This is a genomic window from Rhodococcus sp. 21391 (assembly GCF_016772255.1).
In the GTDB taxonomy this organism is placed as follows: Bacteria; Actinomycetota; Actinomycetes; order Mycobacteriales; family Mycobacteriaceae; genus Rhodococcus_F; species Rhodococcus_F opacus.
In genome coordinates this window covers 2,586,760-2,609,140 of sequence record NZ_CP063781.1, presented here as the reverse complement: position 1 = coordinate 2,609,140, position 22,381 = coordinate 2,586,760, and the positions used below count along the sequence as shown (strand labels likewise).

General features: G+C 66.7%; 25 protein-coding genes and 3 pseudogenes. 12 read left to right on the top strand and 16 right to left on the bottom strand.

The genetic code is table 11. From position 1 onward, the window contains the following. The first annotated feature begins 36 nt into the window (after positions 1–36). Entirely contained in the window at positions 37–519 is a 483-nt protein-coding gene (locus GO592_RS12230) for a DUF1707 SHOCT-like domain-containing protein (protein WP_144286832.1), read from the top strand. 40 nt (positions 520–559) lie between these two features. Here the strand turns inward: GO592_RS12230 and GO592_RS12225 are convergent, their stop codons facing one another. After that, a complete protein-coding gene (locus GO592_RS12225; protein ID WP_172650784.1) occupies positions 560–1,270 on the bottom strand; it encodes a tyrosine-protein phosphatase in 711 nt (236 codons plus the stop codon). A gap of 215 nt (positions 1,271–1,485) precedes the next feature. Between GO592_RS12225 and GO592_RS12220 the strand changes: the two genes are divergently transcribed. The 4 genes from GO592_RS12220 to GO592_RS12205 all read left to right on the top strand — a co-directional run bounded on the left by GO592_RS12220 (position 1,486) and on the right by GO592_RS12205 (position 3,627). After that, positions 1,486–1,812 (top strand): hypothetical protein, encoded by a 327-nt coding sequence (locus GO592_RS12220; protein ID WP_043793774.1) that lies wholly within the window; start codon positions 1,486–1,488, stop codon positions 1,810–1,812. Positions 1,813–1,907: 95 nt separating this feature from the next. Beyond that, entirely contained in the window at positions 1,908–2,102 is a 195-nt protein-coding gene (locus tag GO592_RS12215) for a hypothetical protein (protein WP_005253188.1), read from the top strand. A 5-nt stretch (positions 2,103–2,107) separates the two neighbouring features. Next, positions 2,108–2,359 (top strand): hypothetical protein, encoded by a 252-nt coding sequence (locus GO592_RS12210; protein WP_172650785.1) that lies wholly within the window; start codon positions 2,108–2,110, stop codon positions 2,357–2,359. Positions 2,360–2,907: 548 nt separating this feature from the next. After that, positions 2,908–3,627 (top strand): DUF3105 domain-containing protein, encoded by a 720-nt coding sequence (locus GO592_RS12205; protein WP_202715170.1) that lies wholly within the window; start codon positions 2,908–2,910, stop codon positions 3,625–3,627. A 292-nt stretch (positions 3,628–3,919) separates the two neighbouring features. Here the strand turns inward: GO592_RS12205 and GO592_RS12200 are convergent, their stop codons facing one another. Then, positions 3,920–4,891, bottom strand: coding sequence for a nucleoside hydrolase (locus GO592_RS12200; RefSeq protein WP_202715169.1), 972 nt, complete (start codon positions 4,889–4,891; stop codon positions 3,920–3,922). Positions 4,892–4,985: 94 nt separating this feature from the next. Then, positions 4,986–5,351 (bottom strand): peroxiredoxin, encoded by a 366-nt coding sequence (locus GO592_RS12195; RefSeq protein ID WP_037233968.1) that lies wholly within the window; start codon positions 5,349–5,351, stop codon positions 4,986–4,988. A 437-nt stretch (positions 5,352–5,788) separates the two neighbouring features. Between GO592_RS12195 and GO592_RS12190 the strand changes: the two genes are divergently transcribed. Beyond that, positions 5,789–6,397 carry a poly-gamma-glutamate hydrolase family protein gene (locus tag GO592_RS12190; RefSeq protein ID WP_237737215.1) on the top strand — a complete coding sequence of 203 codons (609 nt, stop codon included), beginning with the start codon at positions 5,789–5,791 and terminating at the stop codon, positions 6,395–6,397. Positions 6,398–6,401: 4 nt separating this feature from the next. Here GO592_RS12190 and GO592_RS12185 read toward each other — a convergent pair whose 3' ends face one another. Continuing rightward, entirely contained in the window at positions 6,402–7,670 is a 1,269-nt protein-coding gene (locus GO592_RS12185; protein ID WP_202715167.1) for a serine/threonine-protein kinase, read from the bottom strand. A gap of 165 nt (positions 7,671–7,835) precedes the next feature. On the opposite strand from GO592_RS12185, the gene GO592_RS12180 reads away from it, so the two are divergent. Beyond that, positions 7,836–8,024 carry a hypothetical protein gene (locus GO592_RS12180; protein ID WP_202715166.1) on the top strand — a complete coding sequence of 63 codons (189 nt, stop codon included), beginning with the start codon at positions 7,836–7,838 and terminating at the stop codon, positions 8,022–8,024. Between the two features lie 66 nt (positions 8,025–8,090). Here GO592_RS12180 and GO592_RS12175 read toward each other — a convergent pair whose 3' ends face one another. The 8 genes and pseudogenes from GO592_RS12175 to GO592_RS46265 all read right to left on the bottom strand — a co-directional run bounded on the left by GO592_RS12175 (position 8,091) and on the right by GO592_RS46265 (position 14,259). Next, positions 8,091–9,203, bottom strand: coding sequence for a CapA family protein (locus GO592_RS12175; RefSeq protein WP_172650791.1), 1,113 nt, complete (start codon positions 9,201–9,203; stop codon positions 8,091–8,093). 89 nt (positions 9,204–9,292) lie between these two features. Then, a complete protein-coding gene (locus tag GO592_RS12170) occupies positions 9,293–9,682 on the bottom strand; it encodes a hypothetical protein (RefSeq protein ID WP_202715206.1) in 390 nt (129 codons plus the stop codon). A gap of 148 nt (positions 9,683–9,830) precedes the next feature. After that, positions 9,831–12,869, bottom strand: a complete 3,039-nt coding sequence (locus GO592_RS12165; protein ID WP_202715165.1) for a serine/threonine-protein kinase — start codon at positions 12,867–12,869, stop codon at positions 9,831–9,833. Between the two features lie 344 nt (positions 12,870–13,213). After that, the gene (locus GO592_RS45845) at positions 13,214–13,339 is read right to left on the bottom strand and encodes a hypothetical protein (protein ID WP_257226388.1); all 126 of its coding nucleotides are present in this window, start codon (positions 13,337–13,339) and stop codon (positions 13,214–13,216) included. 44 nt (positions 13,340–13,383) lie between these two features. After that, positions 13,384–13,536 (bottom strand): annotated as a pseudogene (locus GO592_RS45840) (diguanylate cyclase domain-containing protein); the annotation flags it as partial. Positions 13,537–13,647: 111 nt separating this feature from the next. After that, the gene (locus GO592_RS44335; protein ID WP_237737213.1) at positions 13,648–13,818 is read right to left on the bottom strand and encodes a hypothetical protein; all 171 of its coding nucleotides are present in this window, start codon (positions 13,816–13,818) and stop codon (positions 13,648–13,650) included. Beyond that, positions 13,815–14,075: a hypothetical protein gene (locus GO592_RS44330; RefSeq protein WP_337952686.1), complete on the bottom strand. Its 261-nt coding sequence runs from the start codon at positions 14,073–14,075 to the stop codon at positions 13,815–13,817. Before GO592_RS44330 ends, GO592_RS44335 begins: the two co-directional genes overlap by 4 nt. Beyond that, positions 14,062–14,259 (bottom strand): PAS domain-containing protein, encoded by a 198-nt coding sequence (locus tag GO592_RS46265; protein WP_337952685.1) that lies wholly within the window; start codon positions 14,257–14,259, stop codon positions 14,062–14,064. The genes GO592_RS44330 and GO592_RS46265 overlap by 14 nt, the downstream gene beginning before the upstream one ends. 136 nt (positions 14,260–14,395) lie before the next feature. Between GO592_RS46265 and GO592_RS12155 the strand changes: the two genes are divergently transcribed. Further along, positions 14,396–14,878: a hypothetical protein gene (locus tag GO592_RS12155; protein ID WP_172650793.1), complete on the top strand. Its 483-nt coding sequence runs from the start codon at positions 14,396–14,398 to the stop codon at positions 14,876–14,878. A 25-nt stretch (positions 14,879–14,903) separates the two neighbouring features. Here the strand turns inward: GO592_RS12155 and GO592_RS12150 are convergent, their stop codons facing one another. The 3 genes and pseudogenes from GO592_RS12150 to GO592_RS44325 form a co-directional block, all read right to left on the bottom strand. Next, entirely contained in the window at positions 14,904–16,181 is a 1,278-nt protein-coding gene (locus GO592_RS12150; RefSeq protein WP_172650794.1) for a sensor histidine kinase, read from the bottom strand. Positions 16,182–16,262: 81 nt separating this feature from the next. Further along, positions 16,263–16,652, bottom strand: a complete 390-nt coding sequence (locus tag GO592_RS12145) for a hypothetical protein (protein WP_172650795.1) — start codon at positions 16,650–16,652, stop codon at positions 16,263–16,265. A gap of 263 nt (positions 16,653–16,915) precedes the next feature. Further along, positions 16,916–17,080, bottom strand: a pseudogene (locus tag GO592_RS44325) (Lsr2 family DNA-binding protein); the annotation flags it as partial. A gap of 6 nt (positions 17,081–17,086) precedes the next feature. Between GO592_RS44325 and GO592_RS12140 the strand changes: the two are divergent. Together GO592_RS12140 and GO592_RS44320 are read left to right on the top strand one after the other, a co-directional pair. Next, positions 17,087–17,281 (top strand): annotated as a pseudogene (locus GO592_RS12140) (hypothetical protein); the annotation flags it as partial. A gap of 118 nt (positions 17,282–17,399) precedes the next feature. Then, complete coding sequence (locus tag GO592_RS44320; RefSeq protein ID WP_237737211.1) at positions 17,400–17,561, top strand: hypothetical protein; 162 nt, start codon at positions 17,400–17,402, stop codon at positions 17,559–17,561. A gap of 144 nt (positions 17,562–17,705) precedes the next feature. Here the strand turns inward: GO592_RS44320 and GO592_RS12130 are convergent, their stop codons facing one another. Then, positions 17,706–18,386, bottom strand: coding sequence for a GntR family transcriptional regulator (locus tag GO592_RS12130; RefSeq protein ID WP_172650797.1), 681 nt, complete (start codon positions 18,384–18,386; stop codon positions 17,706–17,708). A gap of 128 nt (positions 18,387–18,514) precedes the next feature. Here GO592_RS12130 and GO592_RS12125 point away from each other — a divergent pair, with 128 nt between their 5' ends. Together GO592_RS12125 and GO592_RS12120 are read left to right on the top strand one after the other, a co-directional pair. Continuing rightward, positions 18,515–20,215 (top strand): L-lactate permease, encoded by a 1,701-nt coding sequence (locus tag GO592_RS12125; protein ID WP_172650798.1) that lies wholly within the window; start codon positions 18,515–18,517, stop codon positions 20,213–20,215. Continuing rightward, positions 20,212–21,582: an FAD-binding oxidoreductase gene (locus GO592_RS12120; protein ID WP_202715164.1), complete on the top strand. Its 1,371-nt coding sequence runs from the start codon at positions 20,212–20,214 to the stop codon at positions 21,580–21,582. The genes GO592_RS12125 and GO592_RS12120 overlap by 4 nt, the downstream gene beginning before the upstream one ends. Positions 21,583–22,381: the final 799 nt, after the last annotated feature.

Below are 22,381 nucleotides of genomic sequence, written 5' to 3'. Positions count from 1 at the left end.
ATTCCACAGTGGAATGTCATCGCTGAGGAGGGTCCGATGCAGAACGCGGACAACATCCGGATATCCGATTCCGAACGCGAGCAGGTCGTTGGTGAACTCGGGCGGCACCTCACCGCCGGGCGACTGACCATCGGCGAGTTCGACCAGCGGGTGGCACAGGTATATCGATCGACCACCCAGCAACAGGCGCATCAGGTGTTGCGTGATCTTCCGCCGGCACCCCAGGCAGTTGCCACCGCCAGGCCCGGGGCACCGACGACCCGCCCCTCGCGTCGCCGCATCCCGGGGCACCAGCGGATCGAGTGGCTCGCCTGGCTCGCCGCCGGTGGGATCAACATCGCGATCTGGGGCATCGTCTCGCTCGCAACCGGCAGCCTGATCTACCCCTGGCCGATCTGGGTGATTGGCCCGTGGGGGCTGGTGCTGCTGGGCAGGACACTGCTCGGACGCGAGGGCGGGTGCAGCAAGATCACCGATGCTCTGCACGACGATCGGATCAGAGTCGTGGCGGGTCGCTGAACGCGCGCGGAACGAAGGGCGTTGAGCCCCGGTCCGTCGGTCACCCGGCGAAGCGCGCGATCCAGAGTCGGATCGTCTCGTCGGTGGCACCGTGCGCCCGTAGCCACGCGCGCACACCACCCGGGTGGGCGTCCCAGATGGCCAGGACACCCTCGATGGCCTCGGGGACGGCACCTCGGAGATCACGGTCGTTGGGATGCGCCTGACCCAGCTCGGGAGCGAAACGGGTGATTCGGGTCAGGACGGCGCCCATGTGCTCCTTGGTCGCTTCGTAGTCGGCGACGATGTCGTCGGGTTCGACTCCGGCCGTACGCAACAGCAAGGCCACCGCGACGCCGGTGCGGTCCTTGCCTGCGGCGCAGTGCAGCAGCACCGGGCCCGGGGCGGTGGCTGCCACCTGCAGGACGTCCACGAGTCGCTCCCCCGCGTTGGTCAGAATCCCGAGGTAGACGTCGGCGAGCCGGGCACCCTGGTTCGGCGCTGCGACCTCGGCATCGGACAGCAGCGAGATCTGGTGCACGACAGTTTTCTGCGACCGCAGCGGATGCCCCCGGGTCGCGTATTCCCGGGGACTGCGCAGGTCGACGACGGTGCGGGCCGGCCATTCGTCGACCGCAGTCGGGCGGGCGTCGCCCGGTGCCGGCAGAGCGCTGCGGTAGAGCACCCCGGACCGGGTCCGGCGCCCCTCGGCGAGCGGAAGGCCGCCGAGGTCGCGCAGGTTGGGGAGGACATCGAGGTCCGTGACGGTCATGGAGCTTCCTTCCGAGGCGAGAGGCCGTGACCAGGCCAAACGGTCCGTGTCCCCGCCGGACGCGGGCTGCGAGGACCAGAAGATAGGTATACCCCCCGGTGATTCGGCCGATGCGCCGTATCCCCGCAGTGGGCGACGATGTGACCTGTCTCATACTCACGAACCGGGGTCGCCCGTTGGTCCGACGCCGCCACTGACGGAGGGTGCTCGCACCGATGAATGCAGAACCGATTACCTGCGGTGACTACGTCACGGCGACCTTTGCGCGTGATTTCGTCGCCGAGGGATTCGACCACGACGCTGTCGAACGCATCCACAGCGGTCTGTTCGACGAGTGGAGTCACGCCCTTGCTCAATCGGGTCTGTTCACCAACCGAACCGTCGCGGCCGCGCTGCACTCCTGGCAGGACGATCCACACTCCCTCCTCGACGCCCTGCTCGCGAACGCGGACGAGATGACCCTCAAGCGCTACGACCTCGTCTGGGAGGCCCTGGAACGCGCCCACGTCGGTTCGGCCGAGCGCCTCTCCGAATACGCATGACGCGGCCGCCGGCGGCCGTGGCGCCGCGAAGTCCACCGCAGCCGTTTTCACCCCCACTTCACAGACACCACCGACCACACCGACGAACGAGAACAATGAGCACCAACACGTATCCCACCATCGAAACCATCCGCATCGGGCAGTCCGGTCACGAATGCCGCTACTGCGGGCACGCCGTCGCGAAGGACGGCCCAGGCTACCGGCACACCACTACCGGCCAGTACCGCTGCGATCCCGCCAGTCGAGCATTGAACGAAGCCCGTCTGTCCAACAGCATGGTTCGGAGCTGAGCACGATGAACGTGCAAGCGATGCAGGTGAGCGCGGCACCTGAAGGGCTCGGCCGGTACCGCGACGCGGTCGATGCGCTACGCGCCTTCGACAGTCCCGGCCACCGAACCGACCCCCACACGGCACTGCTGTTGGACAGTCTCACCGATGATCTGATCGAGGCAGCCCAGACGGCCGCCTGGGGCGACACGGTTCCACAGCGCGACATCTTCGCAGTGATCGACACCGCGATCTCCCGCCCACGCCCGTCACTCTGAATCTCCTACGCCACGAGAGTGGGCAGTGACGGTCAACTCGATTCCACTTCCCCGCCTGATGGTGTCGTAGATCGGGCAGGACGTCGCGAACTTCGCGGCCAGTGAGTCGGCCGTCGGCTGGTCACCCCGTGAATCTCGATGCGCACTTCGGTGAAGTCGGAGCGGGAGCGCACCATGAGTCCGTCGCAGGACGCTGCCCGAACGATTCCCGCAGTCCGTCGTCGACTTCTGTTGCAGTGCCGATGAATCCACCTTCGACACGACCGCCGTAGCGCTTCTCTACTGGCCATGGCTCTCGACGGCGGGTACCTCGACAAGCCTGGCGCTACACAACGAATGGCACAGCACGCTTCGCAGCGCGGCTCGCAAGAGGAAGCACAGGCTTCCTCCAATCTGCAGCAGATCGAAACGGAGCACCGAGATCCTGACCGCCGTGCGGAGCGGCGACGCCGCACCGTCGAGGATCCGGGCGTTACCTCACCGTCTACTACCATGCTTCACAGATGGGGATGCGCGGTCAGGGCGCCCGGTGAGACGAAGGATCGGCAATGACGAACGACCGCAGCGTGGACCCGAAAACTCGACTGTCCCCAGGACTGCGGCGCCTGCCCTGGCTGCTGCTCGCCGCCGTGGTGGTCGTCGTGGGAGCGGTCGCTGTCGTCGCCTACGCGTTGACCTCCGGAGCCGACGAGGGTCGCGAAGCCCACGAGTTCTCGCCGAACGCGGACAATCCTGACCCGTCACTGGGAATCGAAGGGATCGTCACCGTCGACTATCCGCCCGCCGCCCATGTGCAGGCACCGCAACGAGTGGCCTACGACCAGAGTCCCCCGTTCGGCGGCGCCCACGACCAGTACTGGGCAACGTGCACCGGCATTGTCTATCCCGAAGCCATCCGCAGCGAGAACGCCGTCCACTCCCTCGAACACGGCGCCGTGTGGGTCACCTACGACCCGGACCGGCTGGACGACGACGACATCGCGGCGCTGGCAGAGAACGTCGACGGCGCACCGTACACCCTGATGTCGCCGTACCCCGGTCTCGATTCGACGGTGTCCCTGCAGTCGTGGGGTCACCAACTGAAACTCGACGACGTCCACGATCGCCGCATCTCCGACTTCCTCACGGCCTTGCGACAGAACCCGAACACCTACCCGGAACCGGGGGCAACTTGCTCGACGGTGCGGGGTGGATTCGATCCGGCCGACCCGCCACCGTTCGATCCGTCCGCACCGGGTGCGGATGCATTTCCGGTCGACGGTAAGTAGTCGCTTCAGCGAACGTTTCCACACCACTTCGCACGCGACTGGGATCCTGTGGTCGAAGCCGAAAATTACCTACCCGAAAATGTGCTCCGTGTGTCGATATCGCGATCGCCGATTCGACGTATCAGTAGGAGCACATGAGGAGGTGAGAGCGATGTTGGCGGCACATTTGTTGTCCGGCCTGACCAGTGAAGAGGTCGATCTGATCGTGGCGGAGGAACTGCATCTGCTCGGCGCCTCCGCATGAGGGGCGTCGACGCCGTGTCGAATACCGACCGGTGACGAGCGGGCACTGCTAGACGGTGCCCGGTCGGGGGATATCAGCGTCGAGCGTGGCGGCGATCCGCGTCCTGATCGAACGGTAATCGAGGTCGGTCACGAATCGGTGTGCCGGCCCCCGTACTGGATTGACGCCCCACACGCCGGCGCGGCCGTCCTCGTGGATCACCCGGGGTCGGGCGTCGGTGGCGGACAGCACGACCGTGGGGTCGAGCATCACAGCGGCTGCGACGGAATCGTGTGCGGTGTAGATCGGAACCTCGGCACGATATGTGCTGGTGCAGTAGCGGTGATAGTCCTCGGTGATGTCGCGGACGAAGGTCGCCGTCTTTCCCACCTCCGAACGAGCAACGAGATCGGCCCAGGCCAATCGAAGTCGGCCGGTGACATTCATTCCCACCCACGTAATCTTTCCAGGCGCTGCAGAAACCACCGTCGCCGCGACTGGATCATGATTGGTGTTGGTGTCACCTTTCTCGAGAAACTGTGGTTGTACTGCGGCCTCGACGTCTCTACGAGAGGCGGGTCCCATCCCGCCCATGATGGTCACCGAACGGTAGCGGGTCAGGACACGTGGCTCGCGCGTGACGGCGGCGGCGATGTTGGCCAGCGGACCCAGGCACAGCAGGTCCACCGCACCGGGCTGCTCCGCGGCGACGCGCAGCAGTTGATCGACGGCGGACTCGGGCGCCGGGCCCACGCCGGGTCGTGGCCGATATCCGCGGTCACCGAGTCCGTCGAGTCCGTGTGGCGAACTGGTGGCAGGTGGTGGCCCGGGACGTGGTTGTCCGATGCACACCGGAACATCGCGTAGGCCGGCGACGGACAGAACGGTGAGGGCGTTCCGCGCGGCCTGCTGTTCGGTGCAGTTCCCGAACACTGTTCCCACACCGATGATCTCGGTTCCGGAGTGCTGCGCGATGGTGAGCATGGCGAGGGCATCGTCGACGCCGGTGTCGGTGTCGACGAGTACGTAGCGGTCGGTCACTCCCGGTCCTGTGTTCCGTGATCCATGATCGGATCGACTCGATTACATTCGCGCGCAGTGTAACCGGACCCCGGCCCCCGGCTCGTTCCGCCGGTCAGTAGCTGAAGGTGACCGCCCCTTCGTCGCCGATCCACTTCCACATCGGCACCGTCCCGGCGAGTTCGGCATTGGATACCAGTGCGTCCTTGTCGAGGTGCTTGGCCTCGAAGCAGATCGGACACACCATGTAGATGCCGCCCGCGGTCTCGAATCGTGCCGCCAGATCGGGAAGCGGCGGACAACCTTCGCAGGCCACGCCCTGAATCGTGCCGTCGAGCGCGAGCCGTACCGCTTCCTTCGTGAGAAACATCAGCGTCTCGCGCTGTTGTTCTGCCGCACCGACCGCGACCAGAAACGCAACCGTCACCTTCTCGGCGTCCTCGAGACCGGTGGTGAGACTGACCACTGCCTTATTACTCATGGATTCGAGTCTTCGCCGCGCGAGGACTGCCGACAAGGGGGCTCATCGAGTCACAGGACTCGCACGTCGAGATCGGTGGCGGTTGCCTGTTTCGACCGCACCCGCAACTGATTCTCGCCTAACCTGAGAACGTGTTCGAACAGCGTCCGTTTCAGCAGGTTTCGATGACGTTACGCCTCGCAGTCCGTCACGATGGCTCTACCAGCGCATCCGCCGACGAACGTATCGGGATTCACCCGCGGATTCTGACCGGGATCGGAGCCCAGCCGCGTCAGCAAGCTCGTGTGAACCATAGGGGGACGACCGCGCTGTTCACACTGATCCCAGACGACGATACGGAAGACGACACCATCCGGATAACGGAGGGGGGCTGTCGTCGGCTCGACGCGGAGCCGGGACAGACGGTGATTCTCGACCCTCGGTGCATCGCCACGGCGATGACCGAGGAAGAGGCCGAAAAAGAGGGTGAGTTCATCGAGCGGCTCGAAGACGACGGGCGACATCACCGTCTCGTGGTCCTGGCACCGCACGGTGGCGCCATCGAAACCCGAACGGACCAGCAGGCTGAACAGGTCGTCGGTTCGCTCGGATCGTGCGATTCGACGCTGTGGGCGTGTAAAGGCTGGCGACCGGTGGGCAACGCATATCGGGCTTGGCACATTTCCTCGAGCGATCTCAGCGTGCACAGCTTGCCGCTTCTCCGCTCCCTGTCCGCGAGACGATTCCAGTGGGCGCTGTCGTTTCACGGCTACCGAGGAAACGACGTCCTCATCGGCGGCCTTGCGCCCGCGCGGCGCAAGTCGGACGTCCGGGACGCGATCGCGAAGGCACTCGATGGAAGCGGAATCTGTGTTCGGCTCGCCGAACCCGGAGAACGACATAGCGGTGAATCCCGATCCAACCTGGTCAACCGCCTGACCATCGACGCCGCCGGCGGAATCCAGATCGAACAGTCCCGACCCGCGCGGACAGTGCACGGCCGCGCGATCGCTGCAGCTGTCAGCGAGGTCTACGACACCTGGATCGCCACCGACAACTGTCGGTGAGACTTCACGGGCCCGCGGGAGCCCAGCACGGCCCGTCCGGGGGCGGGGTGTGCTCGTAACCCGGGTAGCACGGCAGCACCTGCGGGGCAGGCGCGGGTGCCGGTGCCGGCGCCGGTGCAGGCGCGGGCGCGGGTGCCGGCGCATTCGCCGGTGGCGAGCCGGGCGGGAGACACGGACCGTCCGGTGGCGGGGTGTGCTCGTAACCCGGGTAGCACGGCAACACCTGCGGAGCGGACGCTCCCGGGGGCGGTGCCGGCACTACCGGTGGTGATTGCGGTGCCGGAGTCGGTATGACCTCCTCCTGAATGGGAACCTCCGCGACCGGTGCCTGCGTCGGTGACGGTGCTTGCACCGACGGCACCTGCTCGGCAGCGGTCGGGTTCGCCATGGTGGTCGGTGACGACGACGGCGATGCCGTCCCGGCCGCGCTCGACGACGGCGTAGGAACGGCGACTTGTGGCGATGGCGCGCGGGACCCGATGATCACGCCACCGACAATCGCGGCAGCGATGATCGCGGCGAGCGCAAGTCCGGAAACCAGGAGACGGCGGTTCCGGGCGATCGCAGGGGTCGCGGGAGTGGGATCGGCGGCAGGCTGTTGCGGTGGCACCGCGACACGAGCGGCAGCGGCCAACTCGCCCGCCGACCGATAGCGCCGCGCGGGGTCGACCGCCGTTCCGCGTGCGATGACGGCGGCCATCCCGACAGGCGGCGTCGGGATCTCCGACGTCGGGAACACCTCGCCGGTGAGGCACTCGTACAACACACAGGTCAGGCCGTAAACGCCCGACGCGGCGCCGAGAATCACGGGGAGCCCGACGTCGGTGAGCTGGATCAGTCCCCCGTCCTGCACGACGACGTTCGCCGACGACACTTCCTGCTCGACCAGTCCGGCCGCGCGCACTGCCTCCAGCGCCGACGCCAGCTGCTCGACGACGCCGACCGCGCGCGATACGTCCATCGGTCCGGTGGACTGAAGGAGCGTCCGCAGGTTCGTGCCCTGGGTCGGCGGCGTTGCGAGAAAGAGTCGGTTGCCGATCTGCCCGAAGTCGCAGATCGGTACCACGTGCGGGTTCCGGATGTGGGCCGCGATGCCGGCTTCCCGTTCGAACCGATCGCAGAATTCGTCGTCCTCGGTTGCGTCCGGCGGCAGTGCCCGCACCACGACGTGACGGAACGTGACGGTGTCGAACGCCGCCCACACCTCGCCGCTCACATCGACCGTCAGCGGACGGTCCAGCCGGTACTTGCCGAATAGCGTTCCAGCTTGCATTGCCACTCTCCGCGCTCGAAATTGCCGCGTCTGCGGAACTGTGCACCCGAAATTCTAGGCGGTGCCGGCCACAGGGTCTCGTTGGAGCCGGGTAGTGTGCTCGTATGCGCAGAACGCACCTAGGCTAGCTCCGGTCCGGGGCCGCCCCGACTCAGGAGAAGCCTGATGCGTACTGCATTCTGCAATAACCTCTTTCACGTTTTCGGTCACCGGATCTGTTGTGGCCGGATTCCCGAATGGACCGCACACGTCGGTCAGCCGTGGGACACCTACGACGTCGCACCGTGGAATCTGTACAACGCGATCTGGCGGATCCAGCACTGGATTCGCAGCGGCGTCGACGCTGATCGGTAACCTTGTTCCACTCTTCGGCGGCGTCCGATCTCGACTCGGGCGCCGCGGAAGGTACCCCGCCGGTCCCTAGTTCTCGTGCCTCGCGCGGGCGACGAGGACGTCGTCGCCGGCATCGATGCGGGTGCCGAAGCCGCGGCTGATCCCGTCGAGGACCCGCCGCAGCCATTCGGTGTCACCTGTCGACGCGCGTTGCAGTCGCATCTGCCGGGATTTCATCGGAACCATTCGCAGCTCGCGCAGTTCGTGGGTGGGCGCGTCGAGGGTCACCAGGTAGAGCAGACGCAGATCGTCGCGGAAGCGTTCGTGTCCCCCGATGCCCTCGTAGTCGTTGATCAGGTCGCCGCAGCCATACAAGATCGGATGGCCTCGGTAGATCTCGACCGGCCGCGGGTGATGAGACGAGTGCCCGAAGACCACGTCGACGCCACCGTCGACGAGCCGATGCGCGAACTCGACATGCGCATCCGGCACGTCGTATCCCCAGTTCGAACCCCAGTGCACAGAGACCACCACCACGTCCGAGTTCCGCCGTACCAACCGCGTCCGGTCGAGCACACGGTCCGCCTCGGCGCCGGTGGGTTCCGAGAGGTACGCGACACCAGGCCGGCCCCGGCGGGCCGCCCCGTGCGGTGACATCCCGCTCGACGACATACCTGCTGCCCAGATCAGCAGCCGACACCCCGTCCCGGCCGCCACGACCACGGGACACCACGCCTGCACCACGGTGCGCCCCGCTCCGACGGTCCGCACGCCGTTGCGGGCCAGCACATCGAGGGTCTCCACGAGCCCATCGGGGCCGAAGTCGAGCAGGTGATTGTTCGCCAGTACGCAGACGTCGATCCGCGCAGCGGTGAGCACCCCCACGTTCGACGGATGCATTCTGTAGTTGATTCCTTTGGACGCGAAGCGGGCACACGCGGTGACGGACGTTTCGAGATTGACGACGCGAACGTCCGGCTCCACCGCGTCGAGGACGCGCAACGCCTCACCCCACGGCCACCCGAACCCGACGGGGCCGGGGATCGAACCATTTCGCTTCTCCGCCAACGCCACGTACTCGCGTGCGTCGCGGACACAACGCTCCCTCAACTCCGGGTCGCCGGGAAAGGGGAGGATCTGGTCGACTCCCCTACCGGTCATCACGTCGCCGGCGAGGAACATCCTGATGGTGTCGGACATCGAAATCCTCAGCGACAGCACGAGTACCGGGAACATGCTCGGAGACCGACATCACGACTCAGAGAATGCACCCGTCGCTCGCGCTGTCTTCAGGCACGAGCGCCGGCTCGGTCGAGCTGAGAGACCCGTTGCGGACTCAGCTCGAGGATGACACCGATGTCACGCACCGAGAGACCCGATCGGCGCAGGTGCGCCACCGCGGCCCGCGAGGCCCGCGCTGCACATTCCTGCGCGTGGGCGGCGGACTCGACCTGCAAGTGGGCCGCTCTGGCCTCCATGAGCGCCGCCGAATCCCCGATCTCGTAATCGAGGACCACCTCGACGTCCTCGACCGGCACATCCTTGACCAGATGCACGGCATCCGCCACGATCGCAGAAATCTGATCGAGCCGCCGTGCTCGGGCGAGAGCCGCCTCGACTCCCGGGACCTCCACCACCCACCAGCCGCCACAACGGGTGGCCTTCGCCGTCACCTTCATCACGAACCACTTCCTACCCGGCCCGCATCTCGTGCGAAACTCGCCCCTCCAACGACAAGTCTAGTCCCACTCGACTGAGCAGAACTACACGGACAGAAGACCTTCAGTGTGCATGACCGCTGGTGGAACGACCCGTCGATACCGGCACTCACCAGAAATCCAGTGCCTGTGCAGTCGCGGTGGACTCCGCGTGGGTGGGCCGTAGTGCACCGCCGATGGCGTAGACGGTGTGACCGACCGTCGCGACGGACATCCCGTGAGCCCCGGTGGGCATGGGCGGCAACGGTGACCAGGTCCCCGAGGCCACGTCGTAGGCCTCGACCGTCGACAGCACCTTGGTCGGTTGTTCGCCACCGACCGCGACGATGCGGCCGTCGATGAACGCCGCGCCGAGCCCGCCGCGAGGAGTGGGCATGGCGGGCAACGTCGTCCACGTGTCCGCGGCGGGGTCGTAGCGTTCGACCGCGGCGGTGTTCTGGTCCGACGCCAGATCCCGCCCGCCGATGGCATAGAAGTACGTACCGTCCGACACCGCGGCCAGGTGTTCCCGTGGTGTGGGGATGTCCGAGACGGTCGTCCACTTCGTGCCGTCGAACACTTCGGTCGTCGCCACCAGTTCACCGTCCGCCTGTCCCCCGGCGACCACGATCCTGTCGCCCACCACGGCTGCGGCACCAGCCGCCCGCGGCTCGTTCATCGGCGCCAGATCCACCCACTTGCCATTCCGAAGCGCGAGCACCCGGTCCGATGTCGTCCCGGTGAGGTTCGGACCTTTCGGCACCCAGCCTCCGAGGACCACCAACTCGCCCCCGTACTCGACGGCCATCGCGTGATTGAGGGGGACCGGAAGGTCGGGACCCGCCTTCCAGGTGTCGATGGCAGGGTCGTTCCCCTCGACCTTCGGGGTCGACCCCGCATTGTCGAGGCCACCGAGCACCCAGATCGTCCCGTCCGCGACCGCCGTCGCCGTCTGCTGACGGGCGATCGGCGCATCCTTCAGCGGACGCCACGCCGGCGCCCATTGGGTCTTGCGTGGCGCGAGTTGCAAGGCCTCGGACACAGCGGTCGATTCGGCGTGTGTCGGTTTGATACCGCCGCCGACGGCATACACCGTGTCGCCGACCGCGCCGACCGCCATCCCGTGCCGCGGTGTGCGCAGAGCCGGCAATTGCGACCACGTTCCCGCGACCACGTCGTAGGCCTCGACCGTCGACAGCACCCGAGTGGGTTCTTCACCACCGACCGCGACGATGCGGCCGTCGATAAACGCCGCACCGAGGCCGCCGCGAGGAGTGGGCATGGCGGGCAACGTCGTCCAGGTTCCCGCAGCGGGATCGAATCGTTCGACCGCGGCAGTGTTCTGGTCCGACGCCAGATCCCGCCCACCGATGGCATAGAAGTACGTGCCGTCCGACACCCCGGCCAGATGCTCCCGTGGTGTGGGGACAGGCGCGACGGTCGTCCACTTCGTTCCGTCGAACACCTCGGCCGTCGCCACCAGTTGGCCGTTCGCCTGTCCGCCCGCGACCACGATCTTGTCGCCGACCACGGCCGCGGCACCGGCCGCCCGCGGTGCGTTCAGCGGCGGCAGGTCCACCCACCGACCGTCGCGCATGGCCATCACCCGATCGGAGTCGACCGCGGTCAGGTTCTGACCTTCCGCCTTCCAGCCGCCGATCAGTACGGGCTCGTCGTTGTAGGTGACAGCCATCGCATGATTGAGCGGGACCGGAAGGTCGGGGCCGGCCTTCCAGGTGTCGATGGCCGGGTCGTAGCCCTCCTGCTGGGTGGAGACGCCGTTTTCATCCAACCCACCGAAGACCCAGATCGTCCCGTCCGCGACCGTCGTTGCCGTCTGCTGGCGGGCAACACGGGCATCCGCGACCGGTCGCCACGCCGCAGTCGGGTCGACGGAAGGAGACGCGCCGGCGTCCTGAACGATCGGTCCTGCGGTGCCGGGTCCGGTGGTTTCTCGAAGCACGAGGTACCCGCCGCCGGCCAGCACCAGCGCGACGACCAGTGCGAGCGCGGTCAGGACTGCGCGCCGACCTTTGCGGGACTCTCCGATGCTGCCCGGACCTCCGGCCGGTGGCCAGGGCGGCGGGCCCGTCGGCGGCCAGAGCGGCGGTCCCGAGGGATGAGGATCGGGCTGGAGTTGCTGGGTCGGTTCGACCCATAGACGCCGGCCGCTGTCCTGACCTTCGTACCGGATTCGGCGGTATCCATCGGCACCGGACTCCGACCGGTGTGTCTCGGTCGTCTGCGCGGTCTCCAGGGGTGCCAGCGCCATCGCGTCCGAACGCAAACCGATGTGTCGCTGAGCGGCTTGGAGTTCGTGTCCGAACTCCTCGGCGGACGCCGGCCGAGCAGCGGGATTCGTCGCCATCGCCCTCTCGATCACAGTGCACACGCCGTCCGGGATGCCTTGAGCGCGTAGGTCCGGCACCGGCTGGCTGCTGATCCTCACGAACTGCGCCACGAGTTCCTCACCGGTCTTCCGCTCGAACGCCGCCCTCCCCGCGATCAGCGAGAAGATCGTCGCGCCCAGTCCGTAGACGTCGGATCTCGCCGTCGGCGACTCCCCGTTGAGCACCTCCGGCGCGGTGAACGCCAGTGACCCGGTAAACCCGCCGGTGGCCGTTTCGTACCCGCCGGCGATGTGTGCGATGCCGAAATCGGTGAGCTGCGGCTCGCCGTAGTCGGTGAGAAGGATGTTCGCGGGTTTGATGTCGCGATGCAGCGTGCCGGTCCGGTGCGCCGTCTCCAGGGCTCCCGACAACTTCACCCCGATGCTGATCGCCTCCGGCCACGGCAGCGGACCTTCCCGGCGTATCTGGACCGCCAGTGAATCGCGCGGGTGATAGTGCATGACGATGTACGGGCGACCGGTGTCGGTCACGCCGACCTGCAGTATGTTGACGATGTTCGGGTGGCCGGAGAGCCCACCCATCGCGTACCCCTCCCGCAGGAAGCGCTCGCGGTTCTCGGGGTCCAGGTCCGACGTCAGCACCTTGATCGCGACGATTCGACCCAGCGAACGCTGCAGGCAGCGATAGACGACACCGAATCCGCCCCGGCCGACCTCCTCGGCACCGGCGAACCCGGCAGCGTCCAACTCGGCCACGATCCCGCGGCCCACCGCACGGACCGGCGCCGCCTGGGTCGCGTCAGGGTCGAAATCGGCCATCGGGCGCCTCAGTTCCTTTCGACATCCACGACGATGTCGCGGTTGGGCCCGCTGAGTAGGGCAGGCTTCGTGCCGACGTGCACACTCGGGTTCATCGCATTCACCTCTGATGCAGGTCCAACCGACACGCCACCAGCAGTCGACGACTGCGAATATCTTTCTGTCACAAGGGCGAAGCGCGATGTCATTTCGTCGGATGTCGACGGGATCCGCCCTGTCCAGAAAGTATTCGACGGGTCGAGATCCGCGTCAAGATGACAATTTCCCCTCCCTAGGGTGCCTATCGGCAGTCACGACTTCATGTCACGTCGGCGACAGCGCACAAATCGGGTTCTGCGGCTGCCCTAGAAGGGGCCGTCGTAGAACGCGTAACCGCCCGCCCCCGCAGCCTTCGCCCGATACATCGCCGAGTCTGCCCGGCGGACGAGTTCTTCACGGGTGCACTCCGGATCGGAGAGTGCGACACCGATACTCCCACTGATCGGCCAGTCGAGAGATCCTGCCGGTTCAGGTCGGCGACGCTTCCGGTGATCCGGGCAGCAATCGCCACCGCCTCTGCTGCGCCCGCGACGTGCTCACACACCACCACGAATTCGTCACCGCCGAGGCGGGCAACGGTATCGCCCGGGCGCACCGCCGACCGCAGATGCCTGGCGAGAACGATCAACGCGTCGTCGCCGCCGGCATGGCCGAGGCTGTCGTTGACGATCTGAAGTCGTCGAGATCGACCAACAACAGCGCAACGCGCGTGCCACCTCGCGGCGCGGCGTCCAGGGCGTCATCGAGCCGGCGTCGGGCGAATGCCCGGTTCGGTAACCAGCACGGCGAGTTCGCCGTCGTCGGACATCTGCGCGATCGACGAGCACCGCACACCCATCAGTGCGGCGGCCGCACCGGCCGCCGCCGCGAGGAGCTCGTCGAGGTCCCCGCCGACCGCGAGTTGGCTCAAGTCTGCGATCGCCTGCTGCCGCGGGCCCGGTACGCTGACTCCGCCAGAGCGCGATGCAAGCGTTGTTCGTCCTCTTCTGCGCCGCGGCGATCCTGTGCAAACGAGGCGACCAGCGACGGCCCGGTGCGCGTGTGCTGCAGCACGAATGTCGAGATCAGCATCGGGATCGGCTCGCCCGTCACGAAATGGCGGAATTCCGTCAGCCCGTTCCACTCCCCCCGCTCGACCAGCGCCGACTCCACCTCACGGGCCTGCACGAGGCCGACATCGGTGAACAGCTCCGCCGTCGTCCGCGCGTACGGCATCCCCCAATCCGAGCAGACCGACACCGGCGGGATTGACATACACGATTCGCCCGGACACGAATTCGGACACGAACACCAAGGCCGGAGTGTGTTCGAGGACCGCGAGCACCATCCCCGAATCCGGCAGAGCCTCCATGGGTACTCAATCCCCTGCGAACGTTCCGTCCCACACCCGCCTGTGACCTCCTCCACGATAAGCGGCGTCGGCACCGCCGCGGCGGTACGGGCGTGGCACGTTGATTCTGCCTCGGTGTAGGTGCACGATCGTGGGCATGCGCAGAGCGCGTTGGCCGGCATTCGCGCCGCCGGCAGCGAGTGGGACCGCAGTGCACGGTCCCACCATCCTCGCGTCCAAAACTCACATCACCCTCGACTTGCTCGGAATCGTCGCCTTCTCGTCCGGAATCCATGTCCGACTCGCGCTGACTGCGACCGGGTGCGCCGCCGAACGTGCGCATCACGAGACACGATCGCTGTCCGATCCCACCGATCCCGACACCCAGTGGTCGTATCTGTCGGTCCTGCTGCAGCTGGGGTCCGTGGCGGGCGAAGCCGACCCCTACCTGCCGCGATCCGGTTCGCCGCTGAAGTGGGGTGGGGTGCCCGCGTACCGCACGGAGCCGAATTATTGGCTCGGTACGTGTACACGCCCGCACGACATCATGATCTCGGCGGGGTGGCCGGAGATCGGTCTCGGCCCCACCTGTGTCACGGCCCTCCTCGAAGCCAGTCCGTCCGCTGTCACATCCGACTGATCGTGAAAGCGAAGCCCGGCGTCTGCTAGAGCGCCGAGGTCGTGAGGGCATCGGGTGCTGTCACGATCTCGAACGGCATTTCGATGTGCGCAACCGTCCCGGATCGAGGTCCGGGGTGGACGGAGAAGCTGCCTCCGGCCGCGACGACACGGAGTTCGTGCGATGTCAGTCCGATGTGGCCTCTGGTGAGGCTTCGGTCGATCGCCTCACGGGAGATGCCACACCCGTCGTCGGTGACATCGAGGACCGCATGCTCACCCCACCGCGCCAGCTCGACCCGGACGGTACGGGCGTGCGCGTGTTTCACCACGTTGCTGAGCAATTCGCGTGCCGCGCTGAACAGCACATCATCAGCCGTGGTGCGAAGGTCGTCGACCCATTCCGAGGTCAGAAGCTCCACGTCGAAACCGCCACGTGCCTGGGCGGATCGGGTGATGTCGCCGAGAGCGCGAGCGAGACCGACACGATCGAGCACAGTGGGATGCAGCTCCGAGACGGTCGCCCTGAGCAGGGTCGCGGACTCGGTGAGTGCGTGGGTGATGCGATCCACCGCCTCCGGGTCGGCACTGCCGGTGAGGTCGTCGAGGTCCATTTTCGCGGCCAGGACGAGTTGGAGCGCCCCGTCGTGGAGTTGCTCGGACAGCGCACGTCGTTCGCGTTGTTCGAGACCCATCAACTCTGCGAGCAGGGCGGTGCGGTCGCGCACCAGGTGACCGATGGTCAGCACTCTGGAGCGTTGAATTCTGCTGAGCACGACGGCGCCTGCACCGAGGACGGCGAGGGCCATCGTGCTGAGCAGGATGGAGGTCCAGGGTTCTTCGTTCGAAGCCATCGTGGCCCAGCTGGCGGCCAGGAACACCAAGACCGTAGGCACGACCACGGACGCGCAGACACCTGGGCGCAGCTGCGTGGAGGCCAGGAGCGGGATCACGAACAAACCGTTGCTCAGGATGTCTGCGGTCCAACTCTGTTGCGCTGCAATACCAGTCAACAGAGTGAGGCAGCCGAGGACCGCGAGGTCGACGAACAGTGCGAGCCACATCGCGTTCACCGGCCCCGGACCGCCTCGACGAGTCCACAGCGCGAGCCCGCCGGACCAGAGTGCGTAGCAGATCAGGACCGCGACGCACACGCCCGCATCGTTCATGGGCGGGACGAACCCGAGAGTCAACGCAATGAAGAGCACCAGCACACCGCGAAGCGCGAGCTGCAGATAGGCGCCGCGATAAGCGTGCTCGAGGATGATGCGTTCGAGATCTGGGCTGCCGCCGAGATCCGCGGGTAGTACCGATGACTCAGCCATGGGACGGCCTCCTCGGCCGGGCGACTCCGACAGGAAGATGCGGGGACATCAACTGCTGGACCTGCGACAATGCCCAAGATTCTAGCACCGGACTGTGGGGGGACCCCTGGTACTCGACGGTCTGCGCGCGGGCCCTGCGGACCTCCGCGATAGCCCCACGGTGATACCGCCCAGGGCTGCGGCGACGGTCCGGCCGAGCAGGAAGGTGCGCCGACGGCGGCGTTCGTCCTCACTTGCCGCGTCTCGCACCACCCTCCACCCAGACAGCCACAGGACCACACCGCAACCGGCCCCGGCCACGGCGGCGCCGCCGCCGAACACGATCACCGACACAATCGATGGATCAGTCAACGCCGGCTGGAACGACGTGGCCACCGTGTACGGCCGCGACGTAAACGCCGCGAATACCACCACCGCGACCGGCCCGACGACCGCACCCGCAACCCCGAAGATCCCGCTCTGTCTCCCCACCCGCCCATCGTGTCACCAACAGGTGCACGGATATCGGCAACCGCGGCCACCGGGCGTTCCCCAACGCAAATGCCGACCATCGCGATCCAGTCCGCGCGGGAATCGTGAAGTCAGGTCACCGGGAGACCTCGCACCCCTCCCCGGCACCGCTGCGCGGATAACCACCCACCGCCGAGGATCATGATTTCCACAGGCTCATAGCCTTCGCGGCAGGATGGCCACGCTGTGCTTCAGGGCAATGCCGCAACTCACGCGACCGAAATCTCGGCCTGAGCATCATGGAAGGCTAGCTCGATCTCGACCGAAATCCGGCCGCGGGAGGACACCTCATGACCCGCCCCGATCGCCCACTCACGAATCTCCCTCGGCGACTTCTTCGCCGGAGCCTTCCTCACCACTGCCCTCTGCACCGGCGCCTTCGCCGCGACCATCGTCTGGGGAACGACTACTTCGCCACTCGCGGGTGCGCCCCCGAAGCAACCGCCGGCACCGTCCACTACCCGGGCACGTATCTCGCGGGTGTGTACAACAGCTTGAGCGACGAGCGTGGCGGGATGGCAATCGTGAACGAAAGCATGGTGAATGCACCGAATTGGCTGACGACGACCTTTCGTATCGAGGGCGGGCCCAGGAGCGGGTCGGCTCGGTACTGACATCCGAATCCGACTCCCCGACAGCCGAAGCGGAACTTGCACCGAGACCTGCACCGACCCCGACACCGCCCCGGTCGGGAGCAGTCCGCAGGGTGTGGCCGTCGACCCGACCAGCCACACCGCCTACGTCGTCAACCTCGCCGACGATACGGTGTCGGTGATCGAACGGTGGCTGTGTCAGCTGCTCCACGCGGTCAGGTTCGGCTCCCGCAGGCACAGGCAGATCGGGTGGCCGGCGGGATCGAGCAGCACGTAATCTCGCCGCCGAGCAGACCGCGCCAGAACGCGGCAAACACCGCAGGATCATCACAGTCCCGGGCGATGGATACCGATCGAGCTACAGCCACGACTGGGACGTACCGAATCGTCGCACCCGGACCCCCGGCCACCGGGGGTGCGCTTACGGTTCGGTCAGCTCGGCCTCGGGGCCGGGAATGCCGCCGAGGGCCGCGGCCAGGCGTTCCCGCGCCCGGCTGAGATGGCTGGTGAGTATCTCCGCGGCCGCGTCCCCGTCGCCGGCTGCGATGGCATCGAGTATCTGCTGGTGCTCGGCGACGATGCTCTGGTTGGTGAGCAGATGCTTGCCCTGGACCTGGACCATGCACAGCCGCACTTCGGACACAAGCGCCCGGAAGGCGCGGCTGGTCCGTGGGCTGCCCATCGCGGTGACCAGTGCCGAGTGGAACCGCATGTCGGGTTCGACGATCGAGAGCGGGGTGGCGTCGGTCATCGCCGAGATCTCCGCATTGGCGTCCACGGCATCGTCGGGAACGGTGCGAGACTTCGACAGTTCGCGCAGCACGGCGGCCTCGAGATGTTCGCGGGTCCGGTAGATGTCGCGGACGTCATCGGGCCCGAGATGCGGCACCCGCGCGGTCTTGTGGGTGCTGCGCTGCAGCAATCCCTCGCCCACCAGCTTCTCGATGGCCGCTTTCGCGGTCGGCCGGGCCACTTCGTAGTTGCGGGCCACTTCGGCCTCGGTCAGCGCGTCGTCGTGGGTGAGTTCGCCCGAAAACAGTCGTTGCCGCAGCTCGAAAGCCAGCGCGTCGACTATCGAGAGCGCCGCGACCCGTCCCGCCATCTCGATCTCCTCCACTCGTGAATGAACTACCCGATCTTCCCACAACGACGCACATGCATTCTTGACAGACCTGAGTACTTGTCTGACAATCTTTGGGTTGGGTGGCGGCAATCACAGAGGAGATCTCGATGTATCAACAGACACTGGACCCGATCGGAGGGTCGCTGGGGTGGTCGGCAGTCATCGCGGCGGTGCCGCTCCTGGCGATGTTCGTGATGCTGGGAGTGTTCCGGTGGAAAGCGCACCGGGCGGCCCTGATCGCACTCGCCCTCGCGGTCTGCGCGGCGATCGTCGGCTGGCGGATGCCCATCGGACAGGCGGCGAGCGCCACTGCGGAGGGCGCATTCTACGGGCTGTTTCCGATTCTCTGGATCCTCGTCAACGCCCTGTTCCTCTACAAGTTGACCGTCGTCAGTGGCTGGTTCCAGGAGCTGGGCCGGGTGATTCGGTCGATCTCCGATGACCAGCGCATCCTTGCCATCCTGATCGCGTTTTGCTTCGGCGCTCTCCTCGAGTCACTCGCCGGCTTCGGTGCTCCGGTCGCGATCTCGGCGGCGATGTTGCTGGCCGCGGGCATGAAGCCGCTCAAGGCCGCGTGCACCTCACTCCTCGCGAACACCGCGCCGGTGGCGTTCGGCGCGCTCGGTGCGCCGATCCTGGCGCTCGCCGGGGTGACCGGACTGCCGCTCGACGACCTCTCCGCCATGGCGGGCCGTCAGACCCCGTTCGTCGCCGCCATCATCCCGCTGGTGATGGTGTTCCTGGTCGACGGCCGTCGCGGCGTGCGCCAGACTTGGCCGGTCGCGCTGGTCGCCGGACTCGTCTTCGGGTTCGCGCAATTTCTCACGGCCAACTACTTCACGGTCGAGCTGACGGACGTGGTCGCCGCGGTAGTGACGGTGATTGCCGTGCTCGGCATGCTGAAACTCTGGAGTCCCGCCGAGACCTTGGCGGCCTCCCCCGACGTGCCGGCACGCGACCGCGGCCAGGCTCCCGTGGGCGCCGGTATCGGTGTCGGCATCACGTCCGCATCAGGGGCCGGCGCGACGACACCCACGTCACCCGGCCGATTCGACCACTACGGGCGCGGGCGCCGCGCCGTCTATGCGCTCGCCCCCTACGTGACGATCATCGCGATCTTCTCCCTCGCTCAGGTGCCTGTCGTGAAGGTCTGGCTCGCCGATATCGGCACGATCGCGTTTGCGTGGCCGGGACTCGACGTCGTCGATCCGGACGGAAACGCCGTCGGTGCACAGACATTCAAGCTCGACCATCTGCGAGCGACGGGCACACTGCTGCTGTTGTCGGCGGTCGTGACCACCGCGATCTACGGCATCGGGATCCGGGAGGCGCTCCGCGCGTACCGGGACACTCTCGTGCAGCTGCGGTGGACCATCGTCACCGTGACCGCGGTCCTGGCGCTGGCGTTCGTGATGAACCTGTCCGGTCAGACGGGCAGTCTCGGAATGGCACTGGCCTCCACCGGAGGGTTGTTCGCGATCCTCTCTCCCGTGATCGGATGGATCGGCGTCGCCATCACCGGATCCGACACGTCGTCGAACTCGTTGTTCGGCGTCATGCAGATGACCGCGGCACAGCAGGCCGGGCTCGATCCGGTGCTGATGGCCTCCGCCAACTCCTCGGCCGGCGTGCTCGGCAAGATGCTGTCGCCGCAGAACCTGTCGGTGGCCGTCGCGGCGGTGGGACTCCCGGGGAGTGAGGGGGCCATTCTGCGCAAACTCATCGGGTGGAGCCTGGGATTGCTCGCGTTCCTCACGATCATCATTTACCTGCAGTCGACCCCCGTACTCGGATGGATGGTTCCATGAGTCTCGACGTCTTGACCCCTGTCTCCGAACTGACAGCAGCCCTCGGCGACGCCGTCGTCACCGAGCCCGACCTGATGCTTGCCTACCGCCGCGACCAATCGCTGCTGACCGCGGCGGGAATGCCGCTCGCGTTGGTCCGCGCCCGCAACACCGACGATGTGGTGGAAACCCTGAAAATTGCTCACCGGCACGGTGTTCCGGTCGTCACCCGCGGCGCGGGCACCGGCCTCGCCGGAGCCGCGAATGCACTCGACGGGTGCATCCTGTTGAGCGTGGAGAAGATGAACGCCATCCTCGACATCGACCCCGCCGCACGGACCGCCACCGTGCAACCCGGTGTGATCAACGGCGACCTGGCGGCGGCGGCCGCCGAGCTGGGGCTCTGGTATGTGCCGGACCCGGGCAGCCGGGCGATCTCGAGCATCGGCGGCAACCTCGCAACCAACGCGGGAGGCACCTGCTGCGCCAAGTACGGCGTCACCGCCGACCACGTGGCCCGCATCAAGGCCGTGCTCGCGGACGGGCGGATCATCCACACCGGCGCGGCGACACGTAAGAACGTCGCGGGCCTGAACCTTACGCAACTGCTCGTCGGTTCCGAGGGAACCCTCGCGGTGATCGTGGAAGCGACCATGCGGTTGCGGGCGGCGCCCTCCGCCGCCGCCACGGTGGTCGCCAGCTTCCCCGAGACCGCGCAGGCCATCGACGCGGTGCTCGCGATCCGGCAGACCGCCGAACCGTGCCTGGCGGAACTGATGGACCGCACCACCATCGCCGCCGTCAACGACATGACCCACATGGGCCTCGACGAGTCCGCCGGTGCACTCCTGCTGATCCAATGCGACGGACGGGATTCCACCGCCGAAGCCCGAATCTGCGCGCAGTCCTGCACCGAGGCCGGCGCCACCGAGGTGTACGACACCGACGATCCGGTGGAGGGCGAAGCGTTCATGCAGGCGCGCCGTGTTGCGCTGACCGCGTTGGAACGACAGGGCTCAACACTGCTCGACGACCTGTCCGTCCCGGTGCATCGGCTACCCGAGATGCTGCATGCCATCGAGGGCATCGCGGCACGCTACGAGCTGACGATCGGCACGTTCGGCCATGCCTCGGACGGCAATCTGCACCCGACCATCGTGTTCGACGCGTCCGACAGCGAGCAGTCCACGCGGGCGATGCAGTCGTTCGACGAGATGGTGGCCGAGTGCCTAGCTCTGGGCGGATCGATCAGCGGTGAACACGGAATCGGAGTCCTCAAGGAACCGTACATGGAGGCCATGGTGGGTACCACCGAACGTGAGCTGATGGCCCGGGTCAAGGCAGCGTTCGACCCGACGAACATCCTGAATCCGGGCAGGGGCATGTAATACGGGGCGGGGACTCCGTAGTTCCCGCCGTGATAGGCCATCTTCCCTCCGTGGGTGCCAGGAGTGGACCGCCGTGTAGACGAGGGCCGGCGGACTGGAAGAGAGCCTGTTGATCCTTCTTCGGCGGCTTGCGGAAGCCCGGGACGTCGTGACGTTGAAGTTTGCGTTGGCGTTCCCTCGTGTGCAGATCCGCAAAACGATCGATATGAGCGGCAAGTTCAGGCGGCGGTTCCCCCACAAAGCCGAAGTTGAATCGCCCTGCCCCCGAATTGGACTCGTCAAGCGGCTCTTCGGTCCAACGCATGGTCACATCCTGCCACCGAATCGGCGCTCACCAGGTTCCATTGCCGGGAGCGGACCCGCAGCTCCCGGTGGCTGGTGCCGTTGGTGTGGGTGCATCGTTCACGGTCAGCGGCCCCCATGCGGTGGACTGGTGCGCACCACGGCATAGGTCAGAATGGGCTTCCAGGCAACGGGGGTTGACTGTGTCGCTGTCCCAGGTGATCTTCTGATCGGGGGGGTGCTTCAAGATCAGGGCGGTGAGCACGGCCTCGACGCATTCCGCTGACGCGCCGAGGTAGGTCGTCATGAGGTCTATGTCGGTTGCCACGCACCATGCGTGATCGTCACGGCCCCATAGGTGCGCGCTCATCCCCAGCATGCCGCCGCCGAATTGAGTGTCCGCGAGATCGATATCTCCAGAAAACCGGACCATGTGCTCCCGGCTGGGCATCGGCAGCCGCGGATAGTGTTCGGGAGCGGTGATGCGGCCGGATCCTTTCCCAGTGGGCAAACCAGC